Here is a 17194-nt window from a genome sequence, read left to right as displayed (position 1 = left end):
CAGTAAGACAGGCTATGAAACCGTACCTTTCTTCGTTGTTATTGTCCGCAGGGCTCTCCCTGTCGCTCGTCTCGTGCGACAGCGGGACCGCCCGGAAAATCTCATCGTTCGACGAACTGCCCGACCCCACGGCCGACACGCTCTCCGACTGGTCGGACGTTCCCCGAGGGCTCCACGCCTCGTTCGTGAGCACGGACGCCGTTTTCAGACGTTCGGTCGCCCCGGACGCAGCGCCCGCGACATCCGCCCGGCTGGAGGGATGGCGCGGCGAACGGGTGTCCGCCCAACTGCTGCTCTGGACCGCCTCCGGTGCGGAAGGCGTAGAGGTCGAGGTGGAGCCGTTCCGATCGGACGGGCACACGCTTCCCGAAGACGCCGCCCGCGCCCGATTCGTCCGCTATGTCCTGAGCGACGAGTTCGGCAACAAATGCGGCTATCACGATCCGGCGATCTACCCGCCGCACCTGGTTCCGGACATGCTCGACGACATCGAGGTTTTCGACATAAAGGCCCGAAGCGTCCGTCCGGTGTGGATAACGGTCTCCATCCCGGCCGACGCCCCCGCCGGAGAGTACGCTTCGACGGTAAAAGTGTATGCAAAAGGGCGGCAGCTCCGAACATTCGACATCGGACTCACGGTCATCGGCCGGGAACTCCCGCCCCCTGCCGAATGGAACTACTACCTCGACCTCTGGCAGCACCCTGCGGCCGTCGCCCGCGTCGAAGGGCTCGACCTGTGGAGCGACGCCCACTTCGAGGCCCTTGTCCCGTACATGCGGCTGCTGGCCGACGCCGGCCAAAAGGTCGTCACCACGACGCTGAACAAGGACCCGTGGAACAACCAGTGCTTCGACGCCTATGCCGACATGATCGTCTGGACAAAGAATGCAGACGGATCGTGGAGCTACGACTACACGGTCTTCGACCGGTGGGTCGAACTGATGACGGGGCTGGGAATCGACCGTACCATCAACTGCTACTCGATGCTGCCGTGGAACAACGAACTCCACTACCGGGACGGTTCCACGGGCCGTTTCGTCGATGTGACGGCCGATCCGGGCACTCCGGCCTTCGAAGCGCTGTGGGTGCCGTTCCTCACCGACTTCTCCGGACACCTCCGCGAAAAGGGGTGGCTCGGACGGACGAATATCGCCATGGACGAACGTTCGCCGGAGGAGATGACCGATGCGCTCGGCCTCCTGCGGAAGACGGCGCCCGAACTGGGGATCGCCATGGCCGACAACAAGAACAGCTACCTGAACTATCCTTTCATAAACAGCATGTGCGTCAAAGTCCGCGACCGGGTTCCGCCGCAGCATATCGCCGAGCGACGCGCCCAAGGCTTCATAACGACCTACTATGTCTGCTGTTCGGACCGCTTCCCCAACATGTTCACCTTCTCCGCCCCCGCCGAAGCGGTCTATGCCGGATGGTATATGGCCGCCTGCGGTTACGACGGATTTCTGCGCTGGGCCTACAATTCGTGGGTCGGGGAGCCGCTGACCGACTCGCGTTTCAGGACCTTCCCCGCCGGCGATACATACATCATTTACCCCGGGGCACGCTCTTCGGTCCGGTTCGAACGGCTGGTCGAAGGAATACAGGATGCCGAGAAGATCTCGATTCTGAAAAAGGAGTTCGCGGCCAAAGGAACACCGGAGGCCGCGTCACGGCTCGAACAGCTCGAAACGCTGCTCTCCGGATTCGCCACCATCACTCCGGAAAAGGGATGGCCCGACAGACTATCCCGGGCCAAACGGAAACTCAACGAACTGTCTCGATGACACCGACGGAACAAGCCACTCGCAACGAGCGGCTTGTTTTCGGCGTGAATAAGCGGTCCTGACGGATTTCATCGCATCGGAGTCCGGCCGGAAAACACGATGCCGGGAAAGGCGGCCGAAAAACAGGCCGAACAGCGGCAGAAGAACCGGAAAGTACGACGTGAAGTCCGGCGGAAAGACAACCGGGAAAGGCGGACGGATGACCGGAACGGAAGCGCAGAAACGGCATGCCGACCGTAAGCAGGACGAGCGGCGGAAGAGACTGACGAACCGTAGCCGAAAGACAATCACGAAAGAAGTTCGGTACGGACAACCGGGCCGGGCGGGCGGAGGGACCGGACTATCGCCGGAATCCGGAAACCCTTTTCCCCGCCGGGAAAGGCGGCAGGGAAAAGGTTAGAAAAGAGGTCCGGACGGACCGGGAGGGGCTGTTACGGCAGCGTCTCCTCGTCCTTGACGGGACGGATATATCCGTCATCCAAATCCCCTCCCCGGGAAGGAATCGCACCCAGGGTCAGGTCCCGCGGATTCATGCGGAAACCTCCGCCCTTGCCCAATTCGCTTATTCCTTTCCGGCTGAAATCGGTGATGGTCATATAATACAAATCCAGATAGAACATCAAACCTACATCCCTATCTTCCGCCCGCTTCACCCATGCATCCTCCGGCAGACGGGTGGCCATGATAAGCAATTCGCGAAAATTGGGTATCCTGTAACCTCTCTGTACGACAATCTGTGCCGTCTGATAATAAGTCCAGTTTTGAGAGTTCCAACCTCCAAAAATAGTTCCGGTATGCGTCGGCTTCGGAGAGATACCGTCATTATTCGCAGCCGTCACCCGAAAGTATTTGTAAGGACGGTTCTGCGGCGACAGGTCGTCATGGGTTCCCAAAGAGGGTCCCGCTTCGTAACTGTTGCGACGCGCCTTCTGGCTCAGATTGGAACAATCGACCAGATACGTGCCGTCGTCCTCCGCAGCCGTCACTTTGGGAATCAGGGGGCTCGGCTCCTTTTCGGGATTCTCCAGGTCGATGCCGAGATTACGCACGCAACGGTAGGCGAACTGTCCGTCCATATAACCGGAAGAGGAGCTGTAACTGCCCAGAGCCGCACACTCCTCGGACCAAAGTATCCACGGTCCCCCGTCGTTCGCGTTGTACGAGCTGGAGGTGTAGTGCCAGCGCGTCATGTTGCCGCGGTCGGCGGGGTTCTCCGGATAAAGACGCGAATCTTCGTCCAGCGCAGATTCGCCGATATAGAGATCGACCAACTGGTCCTTGGCGGCCAGATACCACCGGATTTCATTCGCATCCACTTCGTTATCCCCGTCCAGATCCCGATTGCGGATCAGCACGGCGTGCAGCGCATCGCGGTAAGGATCCTTCAGGTTGTAACGTTCGTCGGGATCGTTGATATTCACATCCAGCACCGCCGTCCAATAGAGCGTCTCATTGCCGCCCAGCAGACAGTCGATGGTGTTCTTGCGGCCGTTGCTCGCGGACGTACCGCGCTTGACATCGCCCGGCGCCCAACGGTAACCGCCGTTCATCATCGTCTCCACGCCCCATGCGGTAGGCAGCTCCTCGGCGCTCTTCTCTCCGAGGTCGGTGTTGTACACCGTGCGGATGGAGTGCTGGCGGAAGGTCTGCACGGCCTCCATCACGCTAGAGTTGCCGTCCGGGCTGTACCGCGAATTATCGCCGTTGACGAAATACATCTGCCGGTCCTCCGCCTCGACGTAAGTCCGCCACTGGTCCAGCATATTCTCTCCGGTCACCGGATGCGTGACATACACGTATTCGTCCACGAAGGCCGTGACCGCCACAGTGCCCTCAGTCTTATTCTCCGTGTAATACTCCTCTCTGAGCCTCTTCAGCAGTCCGTGAATGTCGTACATACGGGCATCGGGATAAAAGCCGCCCTCGCCGCTGGTATAGTAAGGCGACGGCCGGCCGCCGTTCCCGTCGTAAAACTCGTAATTCTGGTCGCCGGGATACTTCACGTAACGGTCCGGCTCCGTCACCCCGTAGTCCCCGTTTATGGCGAACTTCACCCATTTGTAGTCGTAGATGCCGCTTTCTTCCGGGGCGGGAACGGCGGACGCCAGGAAATCGTCGTCGTCACCGAACAGACCGACACCGTATATGCCCTGGCTGAAAGGGGTCTGCACGCCCCACGTCAGCTTCGGCACGAGGCTGCGGTCGATAAGGATGAGCTGACGGTCGTAATGGGCGTCCAGCTCATAGACGTCGGCCGAACTGAAGATCACGTCGCCCTCGTAACCGGGACGCTCCTCCTTTTGGTCGGTCACCTCCACCACGATCTTATCGACACCCTTCAGCGTGACGTTGTATGTGTAGTGGGTGTTGCGCAGCGTGCGGTAATCGTTGGGGTCGCCGTCGGCATAGCCCAGATGGACGGTGAACGTCACGTCGGCATTGACCGTATGGCCGGAGGGATACGCCTCCGACGACGGGATTCTGTAGGAGAGCGTGCCCGTCATCTCCACGTAGGCGGCATAGTCGGCGGCGTATTCGAATGCGCCGTTCTCCTCGGACTGTCCGGGCTTGTCGGGAAATGTTCCCTCTATTTTCTCGCACTTCTCGCGCAGGGCGTAGGCATCCTCCGGACCGAGGGCCGCCGCATCAATGGACTTCTTGGGCGCATGACGGCTTTCGGGCATGTAGAAAGTGAAGCCTCCTTCCTCGAAAAGATAGTTTCCGTCGCGCTTGTCCCACTCGAAGGCGGTCGGCCGGGTATCGAAATAATACGACTCTCCGACATCGGGAGACTCCTCGTCGCCTCCGTCGTCGTCGGGCAGCAGGGGCGACCGGACGGGGACGTTCACCACCCGCCAACTGCGCGGACGGAAATCGAAATCCGTCCACGTATCCCGAAGCGGCTCGGTCTTCACATTGAACGTCACCTTGGCATCCATCCGTCTGGGGCTGAGAATACAATCGACCTCCACCTCTTCGGTGAGGTTGTCGGGAATCGTTATGGAGGTCTGCGTCTTGTCGGGATTGCCGTCGCTGTCCTTCCGGTAACCGTACCCCGTCATGAAGAACTGGGTAGAACGTTCCACGGTACGGTTGCTCAGCGGCGCCCGGAAAGCTTCCAACTGACCGAACGTCCGGATTTCATCCATCTGCGCCGGTGTCACATCGTAATCGGTGTGCACGGCGGAAGTGGTGAGGTTGGCGATGCAGACCACCCGGGCGTCATTGAGCGAAGTGGTCGTTATCGTAACGGTTCCCGATTGATTCCAGGGTTCCGTCGATTGATCGAAGAAAAGACCGCCTTCGTCATGACGGTTTCCGTCTTTGTCGAAGATCAGGACATAGAGGTTGTACACGCAACCCTCGTTCGCCGCATTCTGTGCGGCGCGGGTCTCCACGCGGTTGTCTTCGGTGCGGAAATTCAGATTGACGGTCACCGGCACGCCTTCGCGCACGGTGTCGCGGCTGCCGTCCGCGAAAAGGTCGTCGTCGGTGCACGAGACCGCGGCGGCCGCCACGGCGGCGGACAGCAGCGCCGGGGCGAATCGTTTCAATAGCGTTGGCATACTATACGGCATATTTTCGGAACAAAACACGATCAACTGAACGGAGGAACGGTAATATCTCCAGGCTCCGCCCAATCCTCCACCCGGAAATCCAGCACAAGGTTGGCGTCGGTGTGCAGCACGGCACGGATACGGACCTGCGTGTTGCGGGCGATGGAATTGCGGGAGGCTCCTCCGCCGATGAACGCCTTCAGCGGATACAAAGCGTTGGGCGTGCGGAATCCGATGGTGTAGGGCGAATCTTCCGACTCATCCTTCCACGCATAGGAGGGATAGATATAGAGCACGAGCGTGCGCGACTCCCCTCCGCCGATGACGATATTCAGCCGCTCGGCCTCGTTTTCCTGACTGCCGTACGACCGACCGCTATACTCGGCATCGCCGGGCACGTCGAGGTTTCCGTCCTGGAAAAGATAGAACCGGTCGGCCATGAACGCGCCGAAAGACATCTCGTTCACGGTGATCGGCCGCGTAAGCTCGTTCACCATCTCGATCTTCAGTTTGGCGACGGCGCGGACCAGCGCGATCTCCACCGCATTCGTTCCGGTCCCGACGGTCAGGTCGCGGTCGTACGCGCTCATGGGCAGGGCGGCGCCTGGCTCAGCGGTCATCTCGGAATAGCGTTTGGGGAAAATTTCGCGTCCCGGGTCCTTCACGAGGAGCTTTTTGAAAGCAATGCCTTCATCGTCCGGAACATCCACCAGACTGGGTTCGCCGAGATAGTCTTCGTTGGCTATGACATAAAGCTGCGCACTGCCCGCGGGCAGGCCCTCCACCGTGAAGGCATAGCCGTCGGCCACGGCGGCCCCGGTCAGATCGTCGCCGGAAAAAAGCCGGTTGTACAACTCCTCGTTCTCCGGCGAGAGCAGCACGATACGCAGTTGTTCGATGCGGTTCTCCAATGCGGCATAATCCTCCTCGGAGACGTCGGCACGCGTCGCGGGAACCGCCACATGCAGGGCGAGCGAAGCTCCGCCCGTCCCGGCGGGCGACGTGCCCGCCGCATCGCCGGTGCATGCGGCCGCCGCCACGGCGAGCGCACCGGCCGCCCACGGACGGAACATGCGGCGCAAGAAATTCATATTCGGGAATCGGTTCATATCGCCATGAATTGATTACGGTCAGCGGTGCCGGCCGGGGTGCTCGGTTTCCAGTCCACTTCGGCATCCTCCTCGATCCACGGCCGTATCGTCACGGTCAGCACGAGCGTACCGGTGCGCAGATCGAGGGTGTAGGCATAGCTCTGTCCGGCCTGCCACTGCGTGACGGAGGAAGTGCGCAGCGAGGCGGAAACGGTGTGCGAGGTCGCTTCCGGCTCGCCTGCCAACCTGTAAACCAGCGTCAGTTCCGGCGCACCGGTCTCCTCCAGCGTCTGGGGAGGAACGAGCACGTCGCCCAGCAGATCGGCCACGTCGGAGGCCCCGACGGACAGGTCGGATACGGCGAAAATGCCGTCGTCCGCCACGGTCCTTTCGCAAAGGGTCCACGTCGCCGTCTCCTCCGTCCGCACAAAGTCGCCCGCATAGCCTGCGCCGTTCACCTTGAAGGAGACGATTTCGACCTCCCGGCCCTGCGTCCGGACCCTGAAGGCGAGGCGCGCCAGCTCGTGAGCGAACTTCAGCGAGACCGGAGAGGGCCCTTCAGCCGCATCATACGTCACCGTCCGCCGGGCCGTCATCAGGTCCACGGCCCCTTCGCCCGTCTGCCGCGCATCGAATCCGGAAACCGTCAGCCGCACACCGTTCTCACCGGGCACGCACGAAACGGCCCCGGCCGCCGCCTCCAATGCCTCACGATCGGGGAAAAGCGCATGGAAGGCATAGGTCCGGCCGTCGGCCCAATACTCCGTATGCTCATAGGTCCACGCCGAGCCGTCGCCGGTGTACACTCTCTCGGCGTCGAATACCGGAACCGGTGTGTCCTGCGCGTCCTGCGCCGAACGGCACCAGGCCCATACGGAAAAGGCGTCGCCGGCAGCGAATCCGTTCACGGCGGCACGGGTTTCGGGAGCGCCGCGGAAGCCGATGGCGTCGCGGTCCCCGCCGCCGGGACCTCCCGGAAGCGTGTCGGAACATGCGGCGAGCGACACGGCCGCGACCGGCACGCACAACGTCTTGAGGATGTTCGTTCTTCGTATCATAGTACCTCGTGTTTATAAATTCCGCCCGGGGGAATGTGTCCGGCGGAGAAGTGCGGAAAAGCCGTCTTCCGCGTTTGGACCCGGGAGGGGGACATTCAACCCCGCCCGGGTGGTCGTCGCGTCTCAGCCGCCGCGCAAAGCCGGGGCAGACGGAGCGGAGAGAGGGTTATGCACCGGGAACTACTTCGATTTCTTCGTCCATGTCATCTTCGCCGCCATTACCCCACTCGGAATCTACGTCGATCCCATCGAACTGGATGGGTTTCAAACCGAACGTGGAACCGGAGATCGTCAGCTTGTAGTTGTAGGCATAGCCCGGCTTCCACTCAGTTACCACATCCTTCGGAATAACAACCTCCTTTACGACCGGATTGCCCGCACCGGTTCCGAGATCGGGACCCGTACCCTGGCTGTTGGTCACCTGAACGGTGAATGTCAGTTTCATCTGAGAGTCATTCAGCGCTGTGGGGAGTAAGAAATTCTCGAACTCATAAGATGCTTCATATTCATTCGTATTCATTCCGCCCGCTTTGTCCTCATAATCGGCCGTACCCGTTTGACCGCTCCATGCAGACGGCTGTATTTTATCACTCCCCTGCGCCATGGTTCCGGACGTCGTCAGCGAACCCGTATTCTTGACATTCGACAATTTGATATTCGTGATTTTCAAGGTCACGGCATTGCGCCATCCGTTGATGAAAGTGAACTTCACTTTCGACAGGGCATGATAGAATTTGAAACCAACAGTCTCCATTTGCACCAGCTCTGCCGCAACAGGATATCCCTGCGGTTTGCCCTCCGCTACGACGAGGTCGGTCTCGCCGTCGGCGGTGAAAGTCCCGCCGTCTTTCATCTTCAGTTTATTGCCTGCATAATCAATATCGAACAGATCATCCTCCTGCAATTCGGCGGGGGCATAGGCGACAAACTTGTACGTCTTGCCCTCCAACCAATAGTTGATGGGGCTATATTCCCACGAAGTCTCGTTCCATGTTATGTGGGACCCGGTCTCATTCGTTCCGTCGAACACGGGGACATAAGTCTGACCATCCTCATATCCGCCCAATACGATGAACCCTGCGCCTTCGGCCTTCAGAGCAGACAAATCGGTGTCTTTGGCTGCGGCCCGGGTGGTGTTGCCCACATACGGGTCGAAGCCGATGGCCCGCGTCTGCGGGATGTCGATTACCTCGTTCTGCGCACAGCCGGCCAGAGCCGCGGCCGCCGCTGCAAGTAAAAACATTCTGGTTTTCATTGTGATTAACAGTTAATAGTGAAACATTGAGTGAATTTGTCTTTTTCGTTCGTACCGGGGACGAGCGTCACAAAGGGATCTCGACGTCCTCGTAGTCGCCCCAGCCGTCCACGTCGGGATCGAATGCCGAGCCGCCCTCCGCGGCGTCCTCGTCGGAGATCCGGATGCCGTCCACCTCGATCACACCGCCGCGGGGCTGCCGCTCCATCTGCGAAGTGATATCGAAATCGAAGGTCACCAGCTTGCCGTTGTTCAGCATGACCTCGAGATTCAGCCCGTAGCGACGGCCGCTCTCCTCCGCCTTGGTCGGCTCGTAATGGCTGTCGGGGAAGGAGGGTACGCCGAACGACAGCACGCAGGCTTCCGCACCGTCGGCCGTCAGCGTACAGTCGTAAAGCAGCGTCGCCGCCTCGTCGCCCGTGCGGCCGTCCTGCAGATAGACGCTCTCGGCCATGCCCGCCAAAGCGCCGCGTGCCAGAGCGATATGCTGCCGGCCGTATTCCACCCTGTAACGCACGAGGTAGGTGTACACCAACGGCTGCATCTTCACCGGAAGCTCCTCCCAGCCCAGATGCATCTCGGCCCCGTAACGCTCCACGAAATGCCCGTAGAGCATGTCGGGAGTGTTCACCGTCCGCTCCTCCGCGTGGTGTTCGCTGTACGAGCCGCGGGTCCGCGTGCGGGTCGTGGCGCTGGCCGACGGCAGCGACGCCATGTCGTTGAAGACGATGAACTCCGTGTCGTCGTTGTAGAACAGCAGCGAGTAGCTGCCCTCTTTCAGACTGACCTTGCCGCCCCCGGCGGACAGGTGGAACTCGTCGCTCACGGCGGTTCGACTCTCCGGATCGCCGTACACCACCATGGCAATGCCCTCCGCCGCATCGGGTCGCAGATCGTCGTAGGCGCGGCCATAGGCTGCGGCATCCCACCCCGCGAGCCATCCCAGGCCGTAGTCGCGCTCCCACTCCCGCTCCCACACGGCGGTCACCAGCGCACGGCATCCCGGCGAATGGGCGTCGTGGTCGTAGCACAAATCCTTGCGGCAGCCCGCGGCGGAAACCGCAAGACCCAACAGAGCGAGCCCCACGCCCGCATAGCGGAATTTCGCTTTCATCGCACGCCTCCTTTCTTTCCGTCGGTATTCCACAAACGCCACACGAGGGCGAATTTCAGCTTCAGCGGGCCGAAGTAGTTCATGCGGCTCGTCTGCTGGTAAACGTAATGCCCGTCGATGGGGAGATACTCCTCGTATTCGCTGTGCATGTAACCGATGCCGATGCCGGCCTCGAAGGAGAGGCTCCGGCCGACGGGAAACATGTAGCCGTAGCTGAGCCCCACCGTCTCCGCTTCGCCCCGATAGCCCCGGGCTCCGTTCTCCAGATCGTACCACGAGAATCCGCCGAACACTCCGACGTAATGCCCGTGCCAGGGTTTCCGGGTCCCGAACCAGTAGCGGCCTTCGGAACTGACGGTCGCGAGCTGGTAATACCGGTGTCGGCCGTCGTTCTTCCACCAGGCGACGTCGCCCTCCAGATTGACCGACCAGCGGTCGTCGATACGGTATTCCACCTCCAGCGAGGGCATCAGCACCGCATCGTATAGCAGATTGGTCTTGACGGCGAGGCGGTGCAGCGGTTCGCGCTCCGCAACCGTCGTCTCCTTCCGGACTGCCGGATCGGTCCGGGAGGTCTCCATCTCGGACGAAGGGCTTTCCGCCGCACCGGACCGCGACGCATCCGACGGTCCCCCGGGCGAGGAGATATCCGGTATCTCCCGCGACGGCACGGCCGCCGCTTCGGACCGCGACGTGCACCCGGTCCCGACCGCCGGATCGGCCTCCCGTCCGTCCGCACACGCGGCAGCCGTCGAAACGGCGGCGGAAAGGGACTCCGCCGGAACGTCCGGCCCGGACTCCAGCCGGATCACGGCGGAAAAACCGGTGCGCAGCCCGGGAAAGAAATGTTCGGCCATATAATTATAAGGTACGCCGCCCCGCAGATCCATCAGACGCTTCTTGCGGCCGTCCACGATGCGGCCCGCCCCGTCGAAAATCCACAACGGGGTATTGTCGAGAATGTCGAGCACCTCGTCGCGGCAGCGCATGTCCGACGACGCCACCATCCCGCGGAGCAACTCCCAGGCGACACCCTCGCCGCGCGCCCGTATCAGTTCGCCAGGAATCCCGGCACGGCGCGCGATGTAGGACGCGAGCGAATCGGCACGCCGCCGGGAGAGCGTTTCGTTCAGACGGTCCGTCCCGTCCGGCGAGGCGTAGGAACGGATTTCGACGCCCTCGAGCCGGCCGGTTTCGTACACTTCGCGGACGCAACCGATGAAGCGTTCCAGTTCGCTTCCGTTCTCCCGGAAACGGATATCCACTTCACGGTGTCCCCGCCGGTAATAGATTCTCGCCGAGTCGGCGGCCGTCTGTCCATGCAGTTCCCCGGCCGCAAATGCTCCGAACAAACCAGCCAGCAGCAGTTTCCTCAGGGACGAACCAGATAATATAACCCTCATTATCAAGCAATAAACAATTAAGCCACAACACATAACACATCCGACCGACATAAAAAAGAGACCGGATATCGGTATTTATCGTTGGTTAAAATCCGTATCGGTTTAAAATCCAGATATAAAGCCTCAAAACCGGTATCCGACGAAAATATATGTAATTGACACTAAAAATTTTATATTCCGGAAGACGGGCGTATTTTCTTTTTTTGTATCTTTACCGCAGAAAACCAACGATTTAACCAACGATTTTTTAGCAAAATTCCGGAGCCGCCGGGCGAATTATTCAAAACGGCCCCCTTTTCCCCGTTTTTCCGCTTCCGAAACGGTTCCGCACGGCTCATGTCGCTCTCCTCCCGGAAGGCGGAATCCGCCCGGTCGCACCTGGCCGGATATGTAACCGCCATTGCACCAAACGGATAAAACACGAAAAAACGCCGTTCCTTCCCGAAGTCGGATTCGGAAAGAAACGGCGCATCCGTCTCGTGAACAGTCTTATGCCCGAAAGAAAAACCGGTATGCCCGGCGCCGGAAACGGAAGGTCAGATCAGGTCGGCCGGATAGACCACCCCCAGCTGCCGGCGTACCTCGTCGATGATCCCGATGGTGGCCAGCGAATTTTCGTGACTATTGACGGACGACTCCCGGCGGCCCTGTTCGACGAGGTCCAGGAACTCGGCCACTTCGTAGTAATACTCGTCCCGCTCCGTCGGACGGGACAGGTCCTGCGGTTCCGCAGGACGCTCCAGTCCGGAGGCCGCAGCCGGCCGCGGCTGCCACACGACACGGCCGATGCGGTTGATGCGGTCCAGCGTCAGATTGCCCGCCTCGCCCTGAATCTCGGTCGGCAGCGAGGAGTTGGCGATCTTGGAGTAGAGCACCGTGGCGTTCATCTCCCCGTAATCGAAATCGACCGTACCCTGCGCATCGACACCGCTGCTCAGCAGGATGCCCGACGCCGAAATCCGCCGCGGGCGGCCGAACAGCACCACCATCGGATAGATCGTATAGATACCTATATCCATCATGGCGCCGTTGGAAAGCTCCGGACGGAAAGCATTCAGCACGATTCCCTCCTTGAACTTGTCGTAACGCGAAGAGTATTGGCAGAAGGCGGAAAAATAACGCCGGATCGTCCCGGCCTTCGGCAGCGCCTCGCGCAAGGCCATGAAATTGGGCGTCAGCGTCGTCTTCACGGCCTCCATCAGCGCCACGCCGTTCCGGCGCGACGCCTCGATCATCGCCCGCACCTCCCGGGCATTGGAGGCCATCGGCTTTTCGCACAGCACGTGTTTGCCGCGCTCCATGCAGCAAACGGCCTGCGCGGCGTGCATGCAGTTCGGCGTGGCGATATAGACCGCGTCGATCGCATCGCTCGCAGCCATCTCCTCCAATGAAACGAACGTGCGGGCGATCCCGTGCCGGACCGCGAACTCCGCAGCGCGCTCCCGGGTGCGGGAACAGACCGCCGCCAACTCGAAACGGGGGTCCTGACGGGCCCCGGCAATCACCCAGTCGGTCACGAAATTGGTCCCGACGACTCCGAAACGGATTTTTCGCATCGTATCTCTGTTTTTTATCATTCCGGCCGGAAAATCCGGCCGCCCTCCGGGCCGGTGCGGCCAGAGGTCTCCGGCCGCACCGGCGTTCTTCCGGACGGGAATCGGCCGCTCAAAATTAGCAAGATATTCCGAACGATCCAACTCCCCGGCATCCCGGACTTCCCGCAGCGCTCCGGATTCACTCCGGAGACCCGGAACGCCGGAGTGCGGCGGATTGCCCTGCGTCGGGACGCCGGAAGCGTTTCAGGCCGCACTACCCTGCCGCAGATTCCGACCTGCACGGGAACCGCCTTCCCGCAACTCCGGCAGGGAACGAGACGAAAGCCGGAGGCCGTCCGAATTTTCGGACCGTTATACAATGCGCATCCGGCGCCGGAGTGCGGGCGCCGGGCGAAGGGATAAAAAAACCGACGGAAATATTTGCAGTTTTCGGGAAATGTGGTATCTTTGCACTCGCAATACCGAAAAACGGTGCGTTAGTTCAGCCGGTTAGAATACGTGCCTGTCACGCACGGGGTCAGGGGTTCGAGTCCCCTACGCACCGCCCGACATCAAAGCAAAAAAGCGAAAAGCCTTGTAAATAAAACATTTGCAAGGCTTTTTTCTTTTCCTGGAAGTGCAAGAAAATGCGGTTCGGAGCATGTCGCATGCGGCCTATTCGGTGTACTTTTTACGGCGCCGAAAAAGTACACCGGACCCTCCGTCATGCGGGATATGCAGTCGATCTTAAGAAAACACGGCGATACGGCCGTTCGGTCATACGACCGGGCCGCGGCCTCCGCAACGGCCCATTTCTTTCTCCGAAACCGCCGATTCCGACCTCGTTGCAGACAAGCCGCACCGTTTTCACTGACGACCGGGACGCCGGAAAGGAAAATCCGGTGATTCCATATCGTAATCGGCCGGCACATTTGAAGAAAAAATCGCAATCCCTTTCATTCGTTTTTGATATAATGTATTTCCATCAGCCATATTATGCCACAAAAAGTTTGCGCATTAAATTATATTTTGTATTTTTGATACCGAAGCGCTTTACTTTTACAAACTATCAAAAACTAATGCTTATGAGTAAAAAAATTACGCTATCGTTGGTTTGCATACTCGCGGTAGTGGGTTGTGCTTTTGCTCAATCCGACCAGGTACGCGGGTCGGTCGTCGATGAAAACGGCGCTCCGATTATCGGCGCTACGGTCATCGTCAAGGATGATCCGACCATCGGCACTTCAACCGACCTGAAGGGCGAATTCCTCCTTCAGATCCCGGCCCGGAAGGGGGGGGGAAGTTACAAATTTCCTATGTAGGTTATAAAACCCAGGAAACAGCCATCTCCCCCAACGTCCGCGTGCGCCTCGAACCCGACGCTCAGGCAGTGGAAGCAGTCGTGGTGACAGGTATGACCAAAACGGACAAGCGCCTCTTTACCGGTGCGGCCGATCAATTGGTGGCCGATGACGTGAAACTTTCCGGTATGGGCGATATCAGCCGCGGCCTCGAGGGCCGTTCGGCAGGCGTTTCGGTACAGAACGTGTCGGGTACGTTCGGTACGGCTCCGAAAATCCGCGTTCGCGGTGCGACCTCCATTTACGGCGACTCGAAGCCGTTGTGGGTCGTGGACGGAGTAATCATGGAAGACGTTCAGGACATCTCTGCCGAGGATCTCTCCTCGGGAGACGCCACGACCCTGATCGGTTCGGCCATCGCAGGTCTGAATCCCGAAGACATCGAAAGTTTCAATATTCTGAAAGACGGATCGGCCACGTCGATCTACGGTGCCCGCGCCATGGCCGGAGTGATCGTCGTAACGACCAAAAAGGGCCGTCCGGGTGTCAGCCGGGTCAACTATACGGGCGAATTCACGTACCGTATGATCCCTTCCTACAGCAACTTCAACCTGATGAACTCCCAGGACCAGATGTCGGTCTATCAGGAAATGGCCTACAAAGGCTGGCTGGGCAATTCGCGGGTCACGAACGCCTCGGCGAGCGGTATCTACGGCAAAATGTATGCGCTGATCAATTCGGGAGCGATGCAACAGGGCAGCGCCGAACAGGTCGCGTTCCTGCAGGCGGCAGAGCGGCGGAATACGGACTGGTTCAAAGAGTTGTTCCAGCCGACGGTGATGCACTCCCATTCGGTGAGCATCACGTCGGGAACCGAAAAATCGTCCTACTACGCCTCTGTCAGCGCCCTGTTCGATCCGGGCTGGACAAAGCAGAGCGAAGTCGCACGCTACACTGCCAATCTCAACGCTTCGTACAAAATCTCGGACGCCCTTTCATTCAATATGATCACCAACGGGTCGTACCGCAAGCAGAAAGCTCCCGGGACTCTCGGCTCCACGACCGACTACGTGACCGGCGAGGTGAAACGCGACTTCGACATCAATCCCTATTCGTATGCGCTGAACACTTCGCGCGTGCTCGATCCCAATGAATTCTATGTGCGCAATTATGCTCCGTTCAACATCCTGCACGAGCTGGAAAACAACTACATCGACCTGAACGTGGCTGACGTGAAGTTCCAGGGCGAGTTGAAATGGAAGGCTTTCAAGGGTTTCGAAGCCGCGGCTCTGGCTTCGGTGCGTTATTCGGGGACCTCGCAGGAACACAACGTCCGCGACAATGCGAATCAGGCCGAGGCATACCGGGCCATGGGCACGACGACGATCCGGGACAACAACTCGTTTCTCTACAAGGACCCGGACGACATCTATGCCGAACCCGTGAGCGTACTGCCCGCCGGCGGTATCTATCAGCGGACCGACAACCGGATGCTCTCCTACGACTTCCGCCTTTCGGCCACTTACAGCAAGACCATCGACAACACGCATATCATCAATGCATACGCGGGTATGGAGACCAACCAGATCGACCGCGAAACGACGTGGTTCCGCGGCTGGGGTCTGCAATACGACGCAGGAGAGATTCCGTTCTACGATTACCTCATCTTCAAAAAAGGCAAGGAGGACAACACCGATTACTATACGATGGAGAAGACCTATTACCGCAATGCCGCATTCTTCTTCAACGGGACCTATTCCTACAAAGGGCGTTACACGATCAACGGCACATTCCGCTACGAGGGCAACAACGCCGTGGGACTGACGACGCGTTCGCGCTGGCTGCCGACATGGAACATCTCGGGCGCATGGAACATGCACGAGGAAACATGGTTCCAGCGCGCACAGCCTGCGCTGTCGCACCTTTCGCTGAAGGCTTCGTATTCGCTGACGGCCGACCGTCCGTCGGTGACGAACGCATTGGCGGTAATCAAGAGTACGACGCCGTGGCGTCCGACGGCCGGCGCTTCGGAGTCGGGACTGGCTCTCTCGGAACTGGAAAACAGCGAACTGACCTACGAAAAGAAGCACGAACTGAACATCGGCGCCGACCTGGGTTTTCTGAACAACCGGATCAATCTGGCTGTCGATTGGTACAAACGCGACAACTACGACCTGATCGGACCGATCAATACGCAGGGCATCGGAGGTCAGATCGAAAAGCTGGGCAATGTCGCCACGATGCGGTCGCGCGGCATCGAGCTTTCGCTCTCCACGAAGAATATCCAGACGCAGGACTTCAGTTGGACGACCGACATCATCTACTCGCACATGAAGAACGAAGTCACGAAGTTCGAGACATCGACCCGCGCCTTCGATCTGGTTTCGGGCATCGGATTCTCACGCGAGGGCTATCCCGTGAATTCGATCTTCTCCTACGACTTCCGCGGGCTGAACGAAGAGGGTATTCCGACCTTCATCAACGAGGACGGCGAGCTGACGACGACGAATATCAATTTCCAGGAACAGGAGCGTTTCGACCATCTGGTTTATTCGGGACCGTCGGAACCTACCGACGTCGGTAGTTTCGGCAACATTTTCCGCTACAAGGGACTCCGACTGAACATCTTCATCACCTACTCTTTCGGCAACGTGGTACGTCTCGATCCGGTCTTCTCCGATTCCTATACGGATCTCGACGCCATGCCGCGCGAATTCAAGAACCGCTGGATGGTTCCCGGCGACGAGCGCTTCACGGACGTGCCGACCATTATTTCGACCCGGCAGAAGAAGAACGACAACTCGCTGTCGTACGCTTACAACGCCTACAACTATTCGACGGCACGCATCGCCAAAGGCGATTTCATCCGCATGAAGGAGATCTCGCTGACCTACGACTTCCCGAAACGCTGGATACAGAAACTCAAAATGTCGAGCCTCTCGCTCAAGTTCCAGGCCACGAACCTCTTCCTGATCTACGCGGACAAAAAGCTCAACGGCCAGGATCCCGAGTTCTTCAACACCGGAGGCGTCGCGGTTCCCGTTCCCAAGCAGTTCACGCTGACACTGCGTATCGGCCTGTAATCAAAAAAACGAA

The 17194-nt window shown here is 59.4% G+C and carries 8 protein-coding genes, 1 tRNA gene and 1 pseudogene; 3 read left to right on the top strand and 7 right to left on the bottom strand.

What is annotated here, in order from left to right; translation table 11 throughout:
• The first annotated feature begins 14 nt into the window (after window positions 1–14).
• The gene (locus tag FME97_RS10965) at window positions 15–1784 is read left to right on the top strand and encodes a DUF4091 domain-containing protein (protein ID WP_232522880.1); all 1770 of its coding nucleotides are present in this window, start codon (window positions 15–17) and stop codon (window positions 1782–1784) included.
• Window positions 1785–2215: 431 nt separating this feature from the next.
• Here the strand turns inward: FME97_RS10965 and FME97_RS10960 are convergent, their stop codons facing one another.
• From FME97_RS10960 to FME97_RS10925, 7 genes are all read right to left on the bottom strand, one after another.
• The gene (locus FME97_RS10960; protein WP_141429664.1) at window positions 2216–5350 is read right to left on the bottom strand and encodes a DUF4906 domain-containing protein; all 3135 of its coding nucleotides are present in this window, start codon (window positions 5348–5350) and stop codon (window positions 2216–2218) included.
• 32 nt (window positions 5351–5382) lie between these two features.
• Complete coding sequence (locus tag FME97_RS10955) at window positions 5383–6432, bottom strand: FimB/Mfa2 family fimbrial subunit (protein WP_162502080.1); 1050 nt, start codon at window positions 6430–6432, stop codon at window positions 5383–5385.
• 14 nt (window positions 6433–6446) lie between these two features.
• Complete coding sequence (locus FME97_RS10950) at window positions 6447–7490, bottom strand: fimbrillin family protein (protein WP_141429662.1); 1044 nt, start codon at window positions 7488–7490, stop codon at window positions 6447–6449.
• A 166-nt stretch (window positions 7491–7656) separates the two neighbouring features.
• Window positions 7657–8745, bottom strand: a complete 1089-nt coding sequence (locus FME97_RS10945) for a fimbrillin family protein (protein WP_141429661.1) — start codon at window positions 8743–8745, stop codon at window positions 7657–7659.
• Window positions 8746–8812: 67 nt separating this feature from the next.
• On the bottom strand, window positions 8813–9859 hold the full coding sequence (locus FME97_RS10940; protein WP_141429660.1) for a DUF5119 domain-containing protein: 1047 nt from the start codon (window positions 9857–9859) through the stop codon (window positions 8813–8815).
• On the bottom strand, window positions 9856–11262 hold the full coding sequence (locus FME97_RS12600) for a DUF3575 domain-containing protein (protein ID WP_232522879.1): 1407 nt from the start codon (window positions 11260–11262) through the stop codon (window positions 9856–9858). The genes FME97_RS10940 and FME97_RS12600 overlap by 4 nt, the downstream gene beginning before the upstream one ends.
• 536 nt (window positions 11263–11798) lie before the next feature.
• Window positions 11799–12818, bottom strand: coding sequence for a Gfo/Idh/MocA family protein (locus FME97_RS10925; protein ID WP_141429659.1), 1020 nt, complete (start codon window positions 12816–12818; stop codon window positions 11799–11801).
• A 470-nt stretch (window positions 12819–13288) separates the two neighbouring features.
• Here FME97_RS10925 and FME97_RS10920 point away from each other — a divergent pair.
• Window positions 13289–13362 (top strand) — tRNA-Asp (locus FME97_RS10920).
• Between the two features lie 520 nt (window positions 13363–13882).
• Window positions 13883–17181: pseudogene (locus tag FME97_RS10915) on the top strand (SusC/RagA family TonB-linked outer membrane protein).
• Window positions 17182–17194: the final 13 nt, after the last annotated feature.

This window comes from Alistipes dispar, assembly GCF_006542685.1.
Classification (GTDB): Bacteria; Bacteroidota; Bacteroidia; order Bacteroidales; family Rikenellaceae; genus Alistipes; species Alistipes dispar.
This window is presented reverse-complemented; position numbering and strand designations above follow the sequence as displayed.

Coding starts and splice junctions, on each gene's coding strand:
- FME97_RS10965 (WP_232522880.1), top strand. CDS start 15: ATGAAACCGTACCTTTCTTCGTTGTTATTGTCCGCAGGGCTCTCCCTG.
- FME97_RS12600 (WP_232522879.1), bottom strand. CDS start 11,262: ATGAGGGTTATATTATCTGGTTCGTCCCTGAGGAAACTGCTGCTGGCT.
- FME97_RS10960 (WP_141429664.1), bottom strand. CDS start 5,350: ATGCCAACGCTATTGAAACGATTCGCCCCGGCGCTGCTGTCCGCCGCC.
- FME97_RS10945 (WP_141429661.1), bottom strand. CDS start 8,745: ATGAAAACCAGAATGTTTTTACTTGCAGCGGCGGCCGCGGCTCTGGCC.
- FME97_RS10925 (WP_141429659.1), bottom strand. CDS start 12,818: ATGCGAAAAATCCGTTTCGGAGTCGTCGGGACCAATTTCGTGACCGAC.
- FME97_RS10955 (WP_162502080.1), bottom strand. CDS start 6,432: ATGAATTTCTTGCGCCGCATGTTCCGTCCGTGGGCGGCCGGTGCGCTC.
- FME97_RS10940 (WP_141429660.1), bottom strand. CDS start 9,859: ATGAAAGCGAAATTCCGCTATGCGGGCGTGGGGCTCGCTCTGTTGGGT.
- FME97_RS10950 (WP_141429662.1), bottom strand. CDS start 7,490: ATGATACGAAGAACGAACATCCTCAAGACGTTGTGCGTGCCGGTCGCG.